General features: G+C 62.3%; 20 protein-coding genes. 8 read left to right on the top strand and 12 right to left on the bottom strand.

Annotation, left to right across the window (positions count from 1 at the left end; all coding sequences use genetic code 11):
- Positions 1-42: 42 nt before the first annotated feature.
- A complete protein-coding gene (locus EU811_RS05825; RefSeq protein ID WP_011776502.1) occupies positions 43-477 on the top strand; it encodes an acyl-CoA thioesterase in 435 nt (144 codons plus the stop codon).
- Between the two features lie 147 nt (positions 478-624).
- On the top strand, positions 625-981 hold the full coding sequence (locus tag EU811_RS05820; RefSeq protein WP_142937544.1) for a nuclear transport factor 2 family protein: 357 nt from the start codon (positions 625-627) through the stop codon (positions 979-981).
- Here the strand turns inward: EU811_RS05820 and EU811_RS05815 are convergent, their stop codons facing one another.
- From EU811_RS05815 to EU811_RS05785, 7 genes are all read right to left on the bottom strand, one after another.
- Entirely contained in the window at positions 982-1,254 is a 273-nt protein-coding gene (locus EU811_RS05815) for a hypothetical protein (protein WP_142937543.1), read from the bottom strand.
- Positions 1,255-1,322: 68 nt separating this feature from the next.
- Complete coding sequence (locus EU811_RS05810) at positions 1,323-2,126, bottom strand: HpcH/HpaI aldolase family protein (protein WP_142937542.1); 804 nt, start codon at positions 2,124-2,126, stop codon at positions 1,323-1,325.
- Entirely contained in the window at positions 2,111-2,896 is a 786-nt protein-coding gene (gene hpaH / locus EU811_RS05805) for a 2-oxo-hept-4-ene-1,7-dioate hydratase (protein ID WP_142937541.1), read from the bottom strand. Before hpaH ends, EU811_RS05810 begins: the two co-directional genes overlap by 16 nt.
- Before the next feature lie 3 nt (positions 2,897-2,899).
- Positions 2,900-3,994 (bottom strand): 3,4-dihydroxyphenylacetate 2,3-dioxygenase, encoded by a 1,095-nt coding sequence (gene hpaD, locus EU811_RS05800; protein ID WP_142937540.1) that lies wholly within the window; start codon positions 3,992-3,994, stop codon positions 2,900-2,902.
- A 104-nt stretch (positions 3,995-4,098) separates the two neighbouring features.
- A complete protein-coding gene (gene hpaE / locus EU811_RS05795) occupies positions 4,099-5,610 on the bottom strand; it encodes a 5-carboxymethyl-2-hydroxymuconate semialdehyde dehydrogenase (RefSeq protein WP_142937539.1) in 1,512 nt (503 codons plus the stop codon).
- An 11-nt stretch (positions 5,611-5,621) separates the two neighbouring features.
- Positions 5,622-6,296, bottom strand: coding sequence for a GntR family transcriptional regulator (locus EU811_RS05790; protein WP_142937538.1), 675 nt, complete (start codon positions 6,294-6,296; stop codon positions 5,622-5,624).
- Entirely contained in the window at positions 6,289-7,758 is a 1,470-nt protein-coding gene (locus EU811_RS05785; RefSeq protein WP_238703320.1) for a fumarylacetoacetate hydrolase family protein, read from the bottom strand. The genes EU811_RS05790 and EU811_RS05785 overlap by 8 nt, the downstream gene beginning before the upstream one ends.
- Before the next feature lie 256 nt (positions 7,759-8,014).
- On the opposite strand from EU811_RS05785, the gene EU811_RS05780 reads away from it, so the two are divergent.
- Positions 8,015-8,719 carry an alpha/beta fold hydrolase gene (locus EU811_RS05780; protein ID WP_142937536.1) on the top strand — a complete coding sequence of 235 codons (705 nt, stop codon included), beginning with the start codon at positions 8,015-8,017 and terminating at the stop codon, positions 8,717-8,719.
- On the opposite strand, the gene EU811_RS05775 is transcribed toward EU811_RS05780, so the two are convergent.
- On the bottom strand, positions 8,716-9,141 hold the full coding sequence (locus tag EU811_RS05775) for a hypothetical protein (protein ID WP_142937535.1): 426 nt from the start codon (positions 9,139-9,141) through the stop codon (positions 8,716-8,718). The genes EU811_RS05780 and EU811_RS05775 overlap by 4 nt on opposite strands.
- Before the next feature lie 630 nt (positions 9,142-9,771).
- Between EU811_RS05775 and EU811_RS05770 the strand changes: the two genes are divergently transcribed.
- From EU811_RS05770 to EU811_RS05760, 3 genes are all read left to right on the top strand, one after another.
- Positions 9,772-10,041, top strand: coding sequence for a GlsB/YeaQ/YmgE family stress response membrane protein (locus EU811_RS05770; protein WP_142937534.1), 270 nt, complete (start codon positions 9,772-9,774; stop codon positions 10,039-10,041).
- Entirely contained in the window at positions 10,034-10,294 is a 261-nt protein-coding gene (locus tag EU811_RS05765) for a hypothetical protein (protein WP_142937533.1), read from the top strand. Before EU811_RS05770 ends, EU811_RS05765 begins: the two co-directional genes overlap by 8 nt.
- Before the next feature lie 144 nt (positions 10,295-10,438).
- Positions 10,439-11,332 (top strand): AraC family transcriptional regulator, encoded by an 894-nt coding sequence (locus EU811_RS05760; RefSeq protein WP_238703313.1) that lies wholly within the window; start codon positions 10,439-10,441, stop codon positions 11,330-11,332.
- On the opposite strand, the gene EU811_RS05755 is transcribed toward EU811_RS05760, so the two are convergent.
- The 4 genes from EU811_RS05755 to EU811_RS05740 form a co-directional block, all read right to left on the bottom strand.
- Positions 11,329-12,264, bottom strand: coding sequence for an SDR family oxidoreductase (locus EU811_RS05755; protein WP_142937532.1), 936 nt, complete (start codon positions 12,262-12,264; stop codon positions 11,329-11,331). The genes EU811_RS05760 and EU811_RS05755 overlap by 4 nt on opposite strands.
- A gap of 80 nt (positions 12,265-12,344) precedes the next feature.
- Entirely contained in the window at positions 12,345-13,148 is an 804-nt protein-coding gene (locus EU811_RS05750; protein WP_142937531.1) for a DUF1206 domain-containing protein, read from the bottom strand.
- A 119-nt stretch (positions 13,149-13,267) separates the two neighbouring features.
- A complete protein-coding gene (locus EU811_RS05745; RefSeq protein ID WP_142937530.1) occupies positions 13,268-13,471 on the bottom strand; it encodes a hypothetical protein in 204 nt (67 codons plus the stop codon).
- Positions 13,472-13,656: 185 nt separating this feature from the next.
- Positions 13,657-13,950, bottom strand: coding sequence for a hypothetical protein (locus EU811_RS05740; protein ID WP_142937529.1), 294 nt, complete (start codon positions 13,948-13,950; stop codon positions 13,657-13,659).
- A 188-nt stretch (positions 13,951-14,138) separates the two neighbouring features.
- On the opposite strand from EU811_RS05740, the gene EU811_RS05735 reads away from it, so the two are divergent.
- Together EU811_RS05735 and EU811_RS05730 are read left to right on the top strand one after the other, a co-directional pair.
- The gene (locus tag EU811_RS05735) at positions 14,139-14,621 is read left to right on the top strand and encodes an Asp23/Gls24 family envelope stress response protein (RefSeq protein ID WP_142937528.1); all 483 of its coding nucleotides are present in this window, start codon (positions 14,139-14,141) and stop codon (positions 14,619-14,621) included.
- Positions 14,618-14,809 carry a DUF2273 domain-containing protein gene (locus EU811_RS05730; RefSeq protein WP_142937527.1) on the top strand — a complete coding sequence of 64 codons (192 nt, stop codon included), beginning with the start codon at positions 14,618-14,620 and terminating at the stop codon, positions 14,807-14,809. The genes EU811_RS05735 and EU811_RS05730 overlap by 4 nt, the downstream gene beginning before the upstream one ends.
- The last annotated feature ends 6 nt before the right edge of the window (positions 14,810-14,815 follow it).

Raw genomic sequence — 14,815 nt, 5'->3', positions numbered from 1 at the left:
CAACATCAAGCGCAGGTTGCTTCAGTTCGATAATCTCGGATTATGGAAAAAGCAGACATCACCTTCCGTACCCGCAAATGGGTGCGGCCCGAGGACCTCAACGCCAACGGCACGCTCTTTGGTGGCAGCCTGCTGAAGTGGATCGATGAAGAGGCCGCGATCTACGCCATCCTCCAACTGGGCAACGGCCGTGCCGTCACCAAGTACATTTCGGAGATCAACTTCGTCAGTTCCGCAGTTCAAGGTGACCTGGTTGAGATGGGCCTGACCGCGAAGCGCTTCGGCCGCACGTCCTTGACCATGCGCGCCGAGGTCCGCAACATGATCACGCGCGAAGCGATCCTTACCATCGAGGAGATCGTCTTCGTGAACCTCGGCCCCGACGGCCGCCCTCAACCTCACGGCTACACGGAGATCACGTACGACCGCGATCGCATCCCCACGCACCACCTGACTGAAACGCTCGACGAAGACTGAACCTGCCGCCGTCGGGCGCTTGATGACCGCTGGTACCCGAAGACCGTCTGTGAGAGGGAAGGCGGGACGCTAACCGGGATGGAACGTTCGGTGAAACCAACAACCGCACCGTTGAACCCACCTGCCCCAGCAGGGTAGAACGGGTAGATGAGCAACGACGTGAACTCCTGGATGGATCAGTACGAACGCGCGTGGACCTCGAATGATCCCGCAGAAATCAGGGCGCTTTTCACCGAGGACGCCGTCTACTACGACCGGCCCAACACGGCGAAACCGTGGAACGGCCACGAAGAGATCGTCAAAGCATGGGCTGACGCCGGGGACAAGCCGGAGGACTGGACGTTCGAATGGACGCTCTTGGGCAGGGACGGCGACACGGCTTTCGTCCAGGGCCTGACCACGTACCTTAACGGCGACCCCACCTACGACAACCTGTGGGTCATCCGGTTTGCTGAGGACGGCCGCGCCCGCGAATTCACGGAGTGGTACATGGCCCGCAAATAGCTAGCGGGATTTATAGAGGACGTTGGGGTGGATCCAGGCGGACCCGCCAGTGGAGCTCTTGGCCGCGTAGTACTCCACGTCGTCGTACGTTGTCAGCAACCGGGCTGACCCGGCTTTGATGTCCGTATCCACACTGATAAGGCTCACGGTCCCCGGAAGTTCGTCCTCCGCCGTCGCTTCCCGCACCAGGACATCCAGGCCCGTCGGCGACGAACAACCAGCCACTCCGAGCATAGTTACAACAGCAAATACAGCTACAACACGACGATTCATGGGACTGTCCCTCAGGCTGCCTCGTTCATTCGAGCCTAACCCACGCGCAGGCCGCGGATACCAAAGGGTCAGTAGCTTTCGCGGTCAGCCGTCTTAGACACCGGAATGAACGTGGATGCAAAGCCCTCGGAAGCGCGGGCCAGCACCGCAACATCGGCGCCCACCAGGACAAAGGAGGCCCCGGCGTCGAGATAGGCGCGGGCTGTTGCCTCGTTGAAGGCGTTCACGCCTGCGGGCTTGCCGGCCGCTTTTGCGGCTTCAAGGCAATGCTCGACGACGGCCCTCACCAAGGGATTCTCCTGCTGTCCCAGCAGCCCCATGGAAGCGGCCAGGTCCGAGGGGCCGAGGAAGATGCCGTCCACGCCGTCGACCGCCAGGATCTCCTCCACCGCTGATGCCGCAGCCTCCGATTCGATCTGGACCGTCAGGCTGATCGATTCCGAAGCGGACGCCAAGTAGTCCGGGACCCGGTTCCAGCGTGATGCGCGGGCCAGAGCCGAGCCGACTCCCCGCACCCCGAGTGGCGGGTACCTTACCGCGGCCACTGCGGTGGCTGCCTCGAAGGCCGAGTTCACCATGGGGATCAGCAGGTTCTGCACACCGAGGTCCAGGTATTGCTTGATGATCACGGTGTCGTTGACGGGTGGCCTGACCATGACCTGCGGCGGGTACCCGCTGACGGCGTGGAGCTGCGCAAGGATGGATTCGAGCCCGTTGGGGCTATGCTCGGCGTCGATCAGCAGCCAGTCCAAACCGGAGCCCGCGCAGATCTCCGCCACGAGCGGACTGCCGGAACAGACCCACATGCCGGCCAACGGACGGCCGGCTTCGGAGAGGGCCGAATAGAAGGTGGGGCTCAGCTGAAGTGACATGTCACAACTCCCAACGGTCCGTAGTCCGCGTGCACGGTATCACCTTTGTACACCCATAGGGGACGTGTAAACGAGCCCGCCAGGATGATATCTCCGGCTTTCATCGAGTCACCGTGCGCGGCAATTTTGTTGGCCAGCCAGTGGACCCCGTTGGCCGGGTGATCGAGCACTCCAGCGGCCACTCCGGTCTCTTCCACGGTCTGGTTTTTGTACAGAATGGCGGAGACCCAGCGGAGGTCGACGGCGTCGGGCCGCACCGGGCGGCCGCCCACCACCATGGCGCCCATCGCAGCGTTGTCCGAGATGGTGTCCACGATGGTCCGGCCCTCCATTTCGATCCTGGAGTCCAGGATCTCGAGGGCCGGGACCACGTAGTCGGTGGCGTTGAGGACGTCGAAAATGGTGCAGCCAGGTCCTTTGAGCGCGTCTTTGAGGACAAACGCCAACTCCACCTCAACCCGCGGATGCGTGTACTGGTCCCACTCCACTGAGCAGCCGGTTTCCAGGACCATGTCATCGAAAATGGCACCGTAATCAGGCTCGGTGATGCCCGTGGCGGCCTGCATGGCTTTGGACGTGAGGCCGATCTTCCGCCCCACCAACGTGCGGCCTGCTTCTTCGTTCCGCCGCATCCAGAGCTGCTGAACGGCGTAGGAGTCCTCCACCGTCATATCGGGGTAGCGGGCAGTCAACCGCGGAACCGGCGTACGGGAACGGCCGGCTTCGAGGAGCTCGTCGGCAATGGCTTCGATCGTCTTCGCGTCCATCATGGTTTAGACCTGCGCTCCCAGTTTGAAGCCCTCGGCAGCTTCGCCGGAGGCAGCGTCGGCGCGGGTGTAGGAGAAGCCATCGGCGCCCACGGTGACGGCCATTTCGGACTTGTCTTCGCGTTCAATAATGGGCTGCGGGTTTCCGTCGAGGTCCAGGACCGGGGAGGCCTCCGTGTACCAGGACGGGACCACGGGGTTCCCCCACCAGTCACGGCGCTGGTTGTCGTGGACGTCCCACGTGACGGTGGGGTTGTCCGGGTCTCCGGTGTAGTAGTCCTGGGTGTAGATCTCCACGCGGTGGCCGTCCGGGTCCAGGATGTAGAGGTAGAACGCGTTGGACACGCCGTGGCGCCCGGGGCCGCGTTCGATCCTGTCCGAGATGCGCAAGGCGCCCATCTTGTCGCAGATCTGGATGATGTTGTGCTTCTCGTGCGTGGAGAACGCGATGTGGTGCAGTCGGGGTCCGTTGCCGCCGGTCAGGGCGGTGTCGTGCACGGTCTGCTTGCGGTGCATCCAGGCGGCGTACGTGACGCCGTCGGAATCTTTGATGTCCTCAGAGACGCGGAAGCCCAGACCCTCGAGATAGGCCCGGCCGCGCGGAACGTCCGGGGTGACCTGATTGAAGTGGTCCAAGCGGACCAGTTCACCGGCGGAGTAGAGGTCGTAGCGCTGGGTGAGGCGTTCCACGTGCTCCACGTCGTAGAAGAACTCGTACGGGAAACCCAGCGGGTCCTCCACGCGGACGGAGTCGCCCACGCCCTTGGTGAAGCCTTCCTTGCGGCGTTCCACCCGGCAGCCCAGCTCGCGGTAGTACGCCTCGGCGGCGTCCACCTCGGCCGGGGACTTCACCCGGTACGCGAACGCTGCAGCGGCGGCGACGGGGCCCTTGCGAAGGACCAGGTTGTGGTGGATGAACTCCTCGAAGGAGCGCAAGTAGATGGTGTTCTCGTCCTCTTCGGTGACGTGCAGGCCCAGGAGGTCCACGTAGAACGCGCGGGACTTCTCGAGGTCCGTGACCACGAGTTCCAGGTAGGCGCAGCGGACAATGTCCGGCGCAGGGACCGACGGGGTGGGGATGGGGCCGGTGAAGTTGCTCATGGGATTCTCTCTTCGTTGAAAGGGGTCAGATGGATGGAGTTTTTGTACAGGTACGGCCCTTTAGAACGGGTTTAAGGGGCGTTATCTGTACAAAAACTCCGAGTTTAGGCGCCGAATTTGGGGGTGTGCACGGATCCGAGGGTGATGTGCACGGCCTGCTGGTCGGTGTAGAAATCGATGGAGCGGTAGCCGCCCTCATGGCCCAGACCGGACGCCTTCACGCCACCGAACGGGGTGCGGAGATCGCGGACGTTGTGGCTGTTGAGCCACACCATGCCGGCTTCCACGTTCTGGGAGAAGTTGTGGGCCCGGGTCAGGTTCTGCGTCCAGATATAGGCCGCCAGGCCGTACTTGGTGTTGTTGGCCAAGGCGAGGGCTTCGTCGTCGTTCTCGAAGGGCGTGATGGCCACGACGGGACCGAAGATTTCCTCTTGGAAGATCCGCGCGTCAGGCGCGACGTCGGCAAACACCGTGGGTGCGATGTAGTTGCCTTCAGGGAGGTGGTCGGGTCGGCCGCCACCGGCCAGGAGCCGGCCTTCGGACTTGCCGATCTCCACGTAGGACGCCACCTTGTCGTAGTGCTCCGGGTGGACGAGTGCGCCCACCTGGGTCTTGGGATCGTGGGGATCGCCCACCACGATCTTCTTGGCCCGTGCGGCGTACTTCTCGCAGAATTCGTCGTAGATGGCCCGCTCCACCAGGATGCGGGAGCCGGCGGTGCAGCGCTCGCCGTTGAGCGAGAAGACCCCAAAGAGCGCGGAATCAATGGCTGCGTCCAGGTCTGCATCTGCGAACACGACACACGGGGACTTGCCACCGAGCTCCATGGACAGGCCCTTGAGGTTTTCGGCCGCGTTCCGGAAGATGGTCTGGCCCGTGGTGGTCTCACCGGTGAAGGAAATCAGCGGAACATCCGGGTGCTTCACCAGTGCATCGCCGGCTTCTTCGCCTAGGCCGTTGACCAGGTTGAACACACCGTCAGGCAAGCCTGCGTCCTTGAAAATCTGCGCCCACAGTGACGCGGACAAAGGTGTGAATTCGGCAGGTTTCAGGACCACGGTGTTGCCCGTGGCCAGGGCCGGGGCAAGCTTCCAGGACTCCAGCATGAACGGGGTGTTCCACGGGGTGATCAGGCCGGCGACGCCGATCGGCTTCCGGTTCACGTAGTTAATTTGTGAGCCCGGGACCTTCATGGCGTCGTCGAACTGGGCCACGATCAGGTCCGCGAAGAAGCGGAAGTTCTCCGCCGCACGGAGGGCCTGGCCCTTGGCCTGGGTAATCGGCAAGCCGGTATCGAAGGTTTCGAGTTCGGCGAGGCGTGCTTCCTGCGCCTCCACGGCATCGGCAATCTTGTTCAACACCCGGGCACGCTCGCGGGGCTTCATCTTCGGCCACGGGCCGTTGACGAACGCTTCGCGTGCCGCGGCGACAGCAAGGTCGATGTCTTCCTTTTGGCCGGCAGCAGCGGTGGCGTAGTTGCCGTTGGATACCGGATCCAGGACGTCGAAGGTCTTGCCGGACACGGAGTCAACGAACTCACCGTTGATGAAGTGCTGGATGTGGGTGGGCAGGTCCTGGGGGACGTAGTGCTTGGTGGTTTCTGTAGAGGTACTCATCATTGAAGTCCTTACTGGTTCTTTGCTGTGGCGAGGTACGCGTCCAAGGTGGCGGCGCGGTGTTGTCGGGCTGCTTTTTCGATGGTGTCGGCATCTGCTCCGCCCTCGATGAGCTGAAGGAGTGCCTCGTGTTCGCGCACCGATTCCTGGGCGCGTCCGGGGACAAAACGGAAGGTGGTCGATCGCAGGGACGCCAGCCTGTTCCACCCCCGGTGCACGAGGTCCAGGATGTGCGGGTTGGGGCAGTGCTCAAACAGGACGCTGTGGAAATCCTGGTTCAGCGCGGTGAAGCGGACGGGATCAAAATGCTCCAGGCATTCACGCATCTCGGCGTTGACCGCACGCGCACGTTCTATGGCAATGGCATCGATCAGCGGCGCGGACAACGCGGTGGCCGCACCTTCCACGATGCTCAGCGTCTGCATGGTGTAGAGGTACTCGGTGGGATCAATGCCCGAGACCGTGGCGCCCACGTTCCGCTCGAACTTCACCAGCCCTTCGGCCTCCAGCCGGCGGATCGCTTCCCGCACGGGAACCACGCTAAAGCCCAGGTCCTCGGCGATCTTGGCGAGCACCAGCCGGTACCCCGGCGTGTAGGTGCCGTGGATGATCCGCTCCTTGACGGCGGCATACGCCTGCTGGGATTTACTCTCGACGGCGGCGCTATCGACGGCGGTTTCAGGCACCGTGGGCTCCTTCCGCGGTTTGCTGGCGAGCGGACCACTCCTGGAAGCGTGCCTGCCATTCCTTGTTCATGGGGTAGAGCCCGTCAACGCTGTTGCCTTCCTGCACCATCTGGAAGATGAAGGTTTCTTCCTTCTCCTGGGCAATGCAGTCATCGGCAAGTTCATCGGCGATGGCCGGCGGGATCACCAGAATGCCGTCCGAGTCGGCCACAATGATGTCCCCCGGCTGCACGGTAGCGCCGCCGCAGGCGATGGTGATGTCCGTGTCCCACGGAATGTGGCGGCGGCCCAGCACTGCCGGGTGCGGGTTGGCGAAGTAGGTAGGCATGTCAAGGTCAGCCACGGCCGAGTAGTCGCGGACGCCGCCGTCAGTGATGATCGCAGCGGCGCCGCGCACCTGGGCCCGCAGTGCCAGGATGTCCCCCACGGTGCCGGTGCCCTTCTCGCCGCGGGCTTCCATGACCAGGACTTCGCCCTCGTTCACGGAATCGATGGCACGTTTCTGGGCGTTGAATCCGCCGCCATGGGTTGTGAACAGGTCCTCGCGGTTGGGAACGTAACGGAGAGTCCTGGCGAGGCCCACCACTTTGCGGTCCGGACGGGTTGCCTGCAGTCCGTCGATGCTGACATTGTTCAGTCCACGCTTGCGGAGCTGGGAAGAAAGGGTCGCCGTAGCAACGGACTCCAGCTTCGCCTTCAGCGCCGGAGTCAGCACGGAAACGGCAGGAGCCAAACCGGCAGCTTCGCGCGATCCGTAGGCCTCTTCCCGCTGGGTGTCATCAGTCCTGGGCCGGGCACCAAAGTCCGCGAACGGCGTCGTACCTTCCGTTACTCTGGTGGCCAGACGGCCGCTGCTGAAGTCGCCGCCGGTGACTTCAATTTCGACGACGTCACCCGGCTTGGCAACAGAGGCGCCGGCCGGGGTGCCGGTGAGGATGATGTCGCCCTCTTCGAGCGTGAGCAGTTGGGAGAGGTCCGCGATGAGCTGCGCGAACGGGAAGAGCAGGTCCTCGGTGGTGTCGTCCTGGACCAGGTCCCCGTTGTGCCAGGTGCGAATTCGCAACTGGGCCGGGTCAACGGCGTCGGCCGGGATCAGCGTGGGGCCAACGGGAGTGAAGCCGTCGCCGCCTTTGGAGCGGACATTGGAGCCCTTGTCCGCGTAACGGAGGTCGTACACGCCGAGGTCGTTGGACGCGGTGACCCACTCGACGTGGCTCCAAGCGTCCTCAAGACTGACGCGGCGGGCGGACTTGCCGATGACGAGAGCGATCTCGCCCTCGTAACCGAGCAGTTCGCAACCGGCGGGGCGCTCAACCGTGCCAGGTACATCCGCGGAGCCGAGCGCCAAAGACGAGGACGGCTTCAGGAAGTACGACGGCTGCTCGGGAGTACGCCCGCGCTGGGCAGCACGGCTGGGGTAGTTGATGTGGACGGCAATGACTTTGCGCGTCCGGGCCAGCATGTCCTGGCTGACTTCCTGGGTCCGAAACTCCAATGTCACGGCGCCTCCTCTTCCTCGAATACGATCAAGTACGAAATCGTATACGAATTACTATGACGGCGAACGTGACCTTCGTCAACCCCCCGTACGCACCCAACCGAGTAGCAGCAGAGCGCGTTTTCAGGGCTCACAACGCGCTCTGCTGCTACCTAGTTGGGTGAGGGTGGGTTTGGGGGGAAGCCTACAAACTGTCGGTGGGCTCCCGTAGGGTACCGGCATGGACATCATCCTTGTACCCGGATTCTGGTTAGACGCGTCGTCGTGGGAGGAGGTGACGCCGCCCCTGGAAGCAGCTGGCCACACGGTTCATCCGCTGACGCTGCCAGGGCTGGAGTCGGTGGATGCCTCACGCGCGGGCATCGGCCTCCGCACGCACATTGACGCCGTGGTGGCGAAGGTGGACTCCCTGGACGGCAAAGTCGTCCTGGTGGGCCACTCAGGTGGAGGGGCCATCATCCACGGCGTGGCAGACGCCCGCCCGGACCGGGTGGCCCACGCCATTTACGTTGACAGCGGACCGCTCGGTGAGGGCGGGGTCATCAATGATGAACTGCCCGACGACGGCGACGACCTCCCGCTGCCGCCTTGGGAACTGTTCGAAGACGAAGACCTGATTGACCTGACTGACGAACTGAAGGAAGCGTTCCGTGCGCGGGCCATCCCCGAGCCCAAAGGCGTTGCCTTTAACCAGCAACACCTGAGCGATGCCCGGCGCTACGACGTTCCGGCCACCATCATTGCCTGCCAGTTCCCGTCCTCTCTCCTCAAGGAGTGGATGGATGCCGGGCACCCTTTCACCGCGGAACTCGCCAGGATCCATGACGTCGGGTACATCGACCTCCCCACGGGACACTGGCCGCAATTCACCAAACCCAAGGAACTGGGCGAGGCGATCCTGACTGTGGTGGAACGCGTCAGCTAAGGCTTGGGCGGCGTGTTGGTGGCAGGCCCTTCCGGTGCAGCGCCGCCCTCGCCGGTCCAGTCGCTTCCTGTGGTGTCATCAAGGGCGGGATCAGAGACGACATCCGACTTAATGGTGGGAACGGTGGACGTGCTGCTGGAAGTGGAGTCCGTGTGCTGGCCCGACTTGGGGGAAGTAATGCCCGGGAACATGGTCTCGGCCTTTTCCATCAACTTCTTGCCGGCCTCATACAGGTTGTCCAGAATGTCCGGAACCGACTCTTGGACCGCTTCCGTAGCTTGATGGACGTTCTCTTGCACGTCCGGGTTCTTCCAGACCTTCTCCGTGCCTCCGCGGATCCGCCGGTACACCTCCGGCCAGGACTTCGATCCCCACACGTAGCCGACAGCCACGCCAACTGCGAACAATGCTTTGCCTTTCACAGCGATCACTCCTTTCGAGGTGTTTGTATATCGACATTAGCCCCGCGCGCCGCACCCTGTCACCTGCACTTTGACGGCGGGGCGGCTTATTTGATGGCGGGGTGACTTAACTGTGACCGCCAAAATAGAGCATTAAATTCAACTGCTTTGCCAACCATTGGAATTCCACAGAACTAACAGGATGACAACCCCATGGATGAAAACCCTGAGGACCGGGGCTGCGGGCCGATGGCCCGGAGGAGCATGAGGGCGCAAACCTGAAGCCGTCGCGCGAGAAAGTTCAGCGCACTGCCAAGGGGTTCATGGACTCCCTTAAGGGCCACTGGAGCACGAATCCCCGGTGTTTGGAGGCCGCAAGCAAGGGCGCGCTAATAGTCAGGTTACTTGCTACTAGTCCCGGGAGCAGCTAGCGTTGCTGATGTAGCACCCAGTCCGACCCCATCGGCACGGGTACTTTGTTCGCTGTAATTCATAATTTCATCGGGGTTGCGCAGTTCGTTCCACTCCCCACATTCCATAGGGCCTTCAGGGCCCGCATTTGGTGCCTACATTTTGGAACAGGGCACCCGATGAACTGAACCTCTTCATAATGTTCATGGGATCTCCATCAACAAGAAAGTAGGAACAAAAATGGGTTTCTTTGGTTTTCTTCTGCTCGGTCTTTTGGCCGGCGCTATCGCTAAGCTTATTCTTCCCGGCCGTCAGGGTGGCGGCTGGCTCATCACTCTCGTGTTGGGCGTCGTCGGCGCACTCCTGGGTGGTTGGATCGGCAGCCTCATCTTCGGCACCGGGCTGCAGGAATTCTTCTCCCTCACCACGTGGCTCCTGGCCATCGGCGGCTCCATCATCGTGCTGCTGATCTACGGCCTGGTCACCGGCCGCAAGGCACACCATGGCTAACAGCCAGAACCACGACGCCAATGGCGATGAACTCGACGGCCAGTATGTCGAGGGCGATTACGGCGACGCAGGCGCGTCACCGGAAACGCTGAAGGAGGACGCCGGCGGTGATTACACCGAGGGCGACTACGCCGAGAAGACGGTCCCATCCGCGGACGCAGAGCTCGACGAGCACAACACGGAAGACACCCCAAAGGACCGGCCCTTCTCATCCGAACCGGATGAAGAAGCGTCAGGCTCCAGTCGGCCGTAACATCTGAATACAGTCAAGAGCCCGGAGAACTGCAGCTGCAGTCTCCGGGCTCTTGCGTTGCCCGGGACCTGATATTTTCGGGCACGGATTGTTGGGCGCTCGGTCTGGACACGCGGGTAGCGTCGAAGGAAAGGATGGAGGCAGGTGCAAGAGGGAGACGGGGTGCCGGACATGATGCACGGCTGGAACCGGGCAATAGGGCTGATCGAGCAGGACTTGACCACGGACATCGAAGTACGGTTTTTGGCCAAAGCCGCTTTGACGTCCGAATATCACTTCAGACGGATGTTTTCCTCCCTGGCAGGCATGCCGGTTTCTGAGTACATCCGTAGGCGGCGCCTCACCGCAGCCACGGCGGAGATCCTGGAGGGCCTTACGGTCCTGGACGTGTCCGTTCGCTACGGATACGGATCGGCAGAAGCATTCGCCCGTGCCTTCAAGGCCATGCACGGGCTGAGCCCCTCCGAGGCACGGCTTCCGGGCGCAGTTCTCCATTCCCAGCCTCAACTGAGGTTCCACCTCCGAGTCGAAGGGAACACCGACATGAAACACCGCATAGAAGACAAAGAAGCTTTCCGCCTTATTGGCCTCAAAGCCCGCGTACCGCTGGTCTACGAAGGACCCAACAACGCCATCATCGAATTCCAGCGCGGCGTGGATCCTTCTGTCACCAAGCGTTTGCTGGAGCTTGCTGATATGGATCCGGCCGGCTCTGTGTCCGTAACGGACAACCTCGAAGAACAGCGCACCGAGGGCAGCGAACTGGACTACTGGCACGCGGTGGTCTCTACCCAAGCGGCTCCGGAAGGTTTCGAGTCCCTTGAAGTCCCGGCAGGCTTATGGGTGGTCTTTGAAGCTGAGGGAAAGTTCCCGGAAGTCCTGCAGGGCATGTGGGCAGACGCCGCAACGGAATGGTTTCCTGCCAACCCTTACAGGTGGGCACCGGGACCCGAAATGCTCAGCGTCCAAGTGGGGCCCGGGGGCACGCACGGCCGCGGCCAGTTGTGGATCCCCGTGGAAAGGGAAGAAGCGGGTTAAAGCCCCTTGCCACCCGTAACGGGAAGGACCGCCCCTGAGATGTAGGATCCTTCGTCGGATGCCAGCAGCACGTAGGCCGGTGCCAGCTCGGCCGGCTGGCCTGCCCGGCCCAGGGGCGTGTCCTGCCCGAACGTGGGCAGTTTGTCCGGCCATTCGGTAGCTGGGATCAGCGGAGTCCAGATGGGGCCCGGCGCCACAGCATTGACGCGGATACCCTTGGGTCCCAGTTCCTCGGCCATGGCCTTGGTGAAGGCTACTTGTGCTGCCTTGGTCATGGCGTAATCGACCAACTGTGCGGAGGGGTTGAAGGCCTGTATCGAGGCCGTGACAATGATGGAGGCACCTGGACGAAGATGCGGAATGGCTGCCTGTGCCGTCCAGATGAGGGAATACAGATTGGTCTTGAAGACGCGGTCGAACTCCTCGGTGGGGATAGTCTCCAGCCCTTCGCGGTTCTTCTGGTACGCCGCGTTCAACACCACTACATTGAGCCCGCCAAGCTCCTGCACCGTACGTTCCACGATCTGCGCCGCGAAGCCTTCATCCCGTGCGTCGCCGGGCAGCAGCAGGACCTGCGAGCCGCACTCACGGATCCATTCCGCCGTCGACTGCGCGTCTTCTTCTTCCTCCGGCAGGTAGCTGATAGCCACGTTGGCACCTTCACGGGCGTACGCGATGGCGACTGCCGCGCCGATGCCCGAGTCACCGCCGGTGATGAGCGCGATCTTGCCTTGGAGACGCCCATGCCCCACGTAACTTTTCTCGCCGTGATCTGGTTGCGGATCCAACGGTTTGGTAAGTCCGGGCTGTTTCTGTTCCTGCTGGGGGAACTTGCCCGAGTGGTACCCGCGGCGGGGGTCCGATGGCGCGGAGGAGAGGCGGTTCCCGTCGGTTAGCGGCTTATCAGCCTGGTTCGGATCACCTTGCGTCATGGTTCTGCCCCTTTTCAGATTGCACTACACGGTTCCTGTGCCCTGTACCCAGCCTCCCAAGCTCCTAAACCTGGATAGCCCTAGGTCCGCAGCGTCCTCGCTTTGACCATGAGAAACAGACCGTAGGCAATGAGCCCCAGAGCCACGGCAGCCAACAGATAAGGCCCGTAGGGCTGCTCCTTCAGGGCTTTCAGGCCGCCGTCAAGCCCGGTTGATTGTTCGGGCTGGGCGCGGGCCGCGGCGATAACCACCAGCAGGCCAACCAGGAACAAAGCGATTCCTTTTGCGATGTAGCCCACCACGCCAACCCAGAGTTGGAACTTATGCACCGACTGGTTGGACGACAGCGAAAGGTCTTTGGTGAACTTCTTCCGGAAGCCCCTGACCACAAACACGATGCCGGTAATGGCGATACCTGCACCGAGGGCAATGAGCAGGAATACCCCGAACGGCGCCTGCATGAGAGTCGCGGTGAAGTCGCTGCTGGACTCCCTGCTGTTCCGGCCTTGCCCCAGCACGAAGGACACGATGGTGGCAGCCAAGGCGGCGAATACCAAGGCCTGGCCAAGGGCAGAGAGCCTCTTGGTCAGCTTGTTGTCCGAGACGTTCCGATAACCAAGGATGGCGTTTCCCAATTGCCACAGAGCAAGCGCCGCACAGGCCGCGAAGCAGGCCCAGAGCAGGACGGGTCCGGCTGGCTTGTTGGCCAGCTCGGTCACTGCCCCGCTGACGTCGGCCTCGCCGCTGCGGCCCACCGCGAGCTGGATTGCGATGACGCCAATGAGGACGTGCAGCAGGCCGCTCACGGCGTATCCCGCGCGGGCAACGGCTGCGAAAGTCTGCGAATTAGCGGCTTCCTCGGCCACGTCGGCGGCCTTTCTCATCTCATCCTTGATGACAAGCCTCCTTGTTGAGTGGACTGGATTCCATGGTCCCTTAATCGACGTCGGGCAGGGTACCTTCCAAGGGAAAGGTCCCTGCCCGAATCACAAACCGTGGTGTCCTAGAACCCAACAACCGACTGCGGCCAGATGCTCCGGAGACCCGCGCCAAGGGGATTGAACTGCTCACGGATGGTCACCACCGCACGGGCCTGACCAGCGGCGTCCGCGGCATGGCCAGCGGTGTCGGCCGTGCCCGCAAGTGCTTCGGACTTCGTGTGAGCCGAGCCGGCAGGTACGGACTTGGCGGAGATCTGGTCAGTCATTTCGGTGGTCCTTCCTGGAAGTTCCCGTCAGCTAATTGGCTGATGTTTCAACCATCGGACGGGGTCCTCAAGAAGGACGCCGGGTCATCTCAAGATTCGCTCAAGATTTCGCACCAGCGCACCAGCGGGACTGCATGAGGAGACTCAAGGCATATCCAGCATCTTCCGGGCACAGGGCCGCAGGGCTACTCCTCCAGGCGCTCGTTCAGCAACTGCTCTATATCGGCAAAACCAAGTCCCGCCGCGATGGCAAGATCCGGAAGGCCCGCACCGGCCGCTGCGGCGGCACGCATTGCCGTAGCCAGGCAATCCCGCGCCTCGTCCATCTCCCATTGAAGACCCTCAACCCGCGCGGAGGCCGTCCACACTTCGTCCAGCAGGCTGGTCCTCACTGAGGGACTGGAGGTGGCACTTGGCGCCCCGGAGGTCACCGTAGGGAGAGCCTCGCCCTGTTCTTCACTCACAAGTACTGCAGTCATTAGAGCCCTCCCGTGTAAGAATGTGTCTCGACAAACTAGTTATATGGGAATCTAACTAAATAAGCCAGTGATGACCTTCGGACATGTGATGCACATCACATAAATCAACCGTGAGGAATGCCCCAGTCGTCACGTCCTATTCATGACGGCGCAACAAGCACCGCATCAAACCGAAAGGAGTGATCGTCTTGACGATCCAAACGCACACCCCCGCAGACGTTCCCGCCAAGAACTCCCAGGCGACCCCGGCACCCGTGCTGGACACCCCCAACAAGGGTAAAGACGGCCGCGGAGCCACCACCGTCGCCGACGGCGTAGTAGCAAAAATTGCGGGCATCGCCATCCAGGAAATTCCCGGCGTACACGCCCTTGGCGGTGGAGCAGCCAGGGCAATCGGCAATCTCCGCGAGAAGGTGGGCCAGAAGGACCTCACCCAAGGCGTCAGCGTAGAAGTGGGGCAGACCCAGGTGGCTGTGGACGTGACCCTGGTGGTCGAATACCCCCATCCGCTTCAGGAAGTCGCAGACAACGCACGCGACGCTGTCTACACCGCGATCGAAGACCTGGTGGGCATGGAAGTCACGGAAGTCAACGTCACCATCACTGACATCCACGTGCCGTCCGACGACGCAGACGTAGAGGACTCCGAGCGTGAACCGAGGGTGTCATGAACCCCACTATCGCAGGCGTAGCCATCGGCGCCATCCTGGCCGTGGCGGGGCTCGCCTTCGGGTTCTGGGGCCTGCTGCTCACGGCACTGTTCATGGGAATCGGAGCAGTGCTGGGCCGCGCAGCCGAAGGAAAGCTTGACCTTCGCGGGGTGCTGGACGCCTTGCGGGGCAAGCGCTCATCCACATGAACGGGA

Origin of the sequence: Arthrobacter sp. TS-15 (assembly GCF_006964045.1) — a bacterium.
In the GTDB taxonomy this organism is placed as follows: domain Bacteria; phylum Actinomycetota; class Actinomycetes; order Actinomycetales; family Micrococcaceae; genus Arthrobacter.
This window is presented reverse-complemented; position numbering and strand designations above follow the sequence as displayed.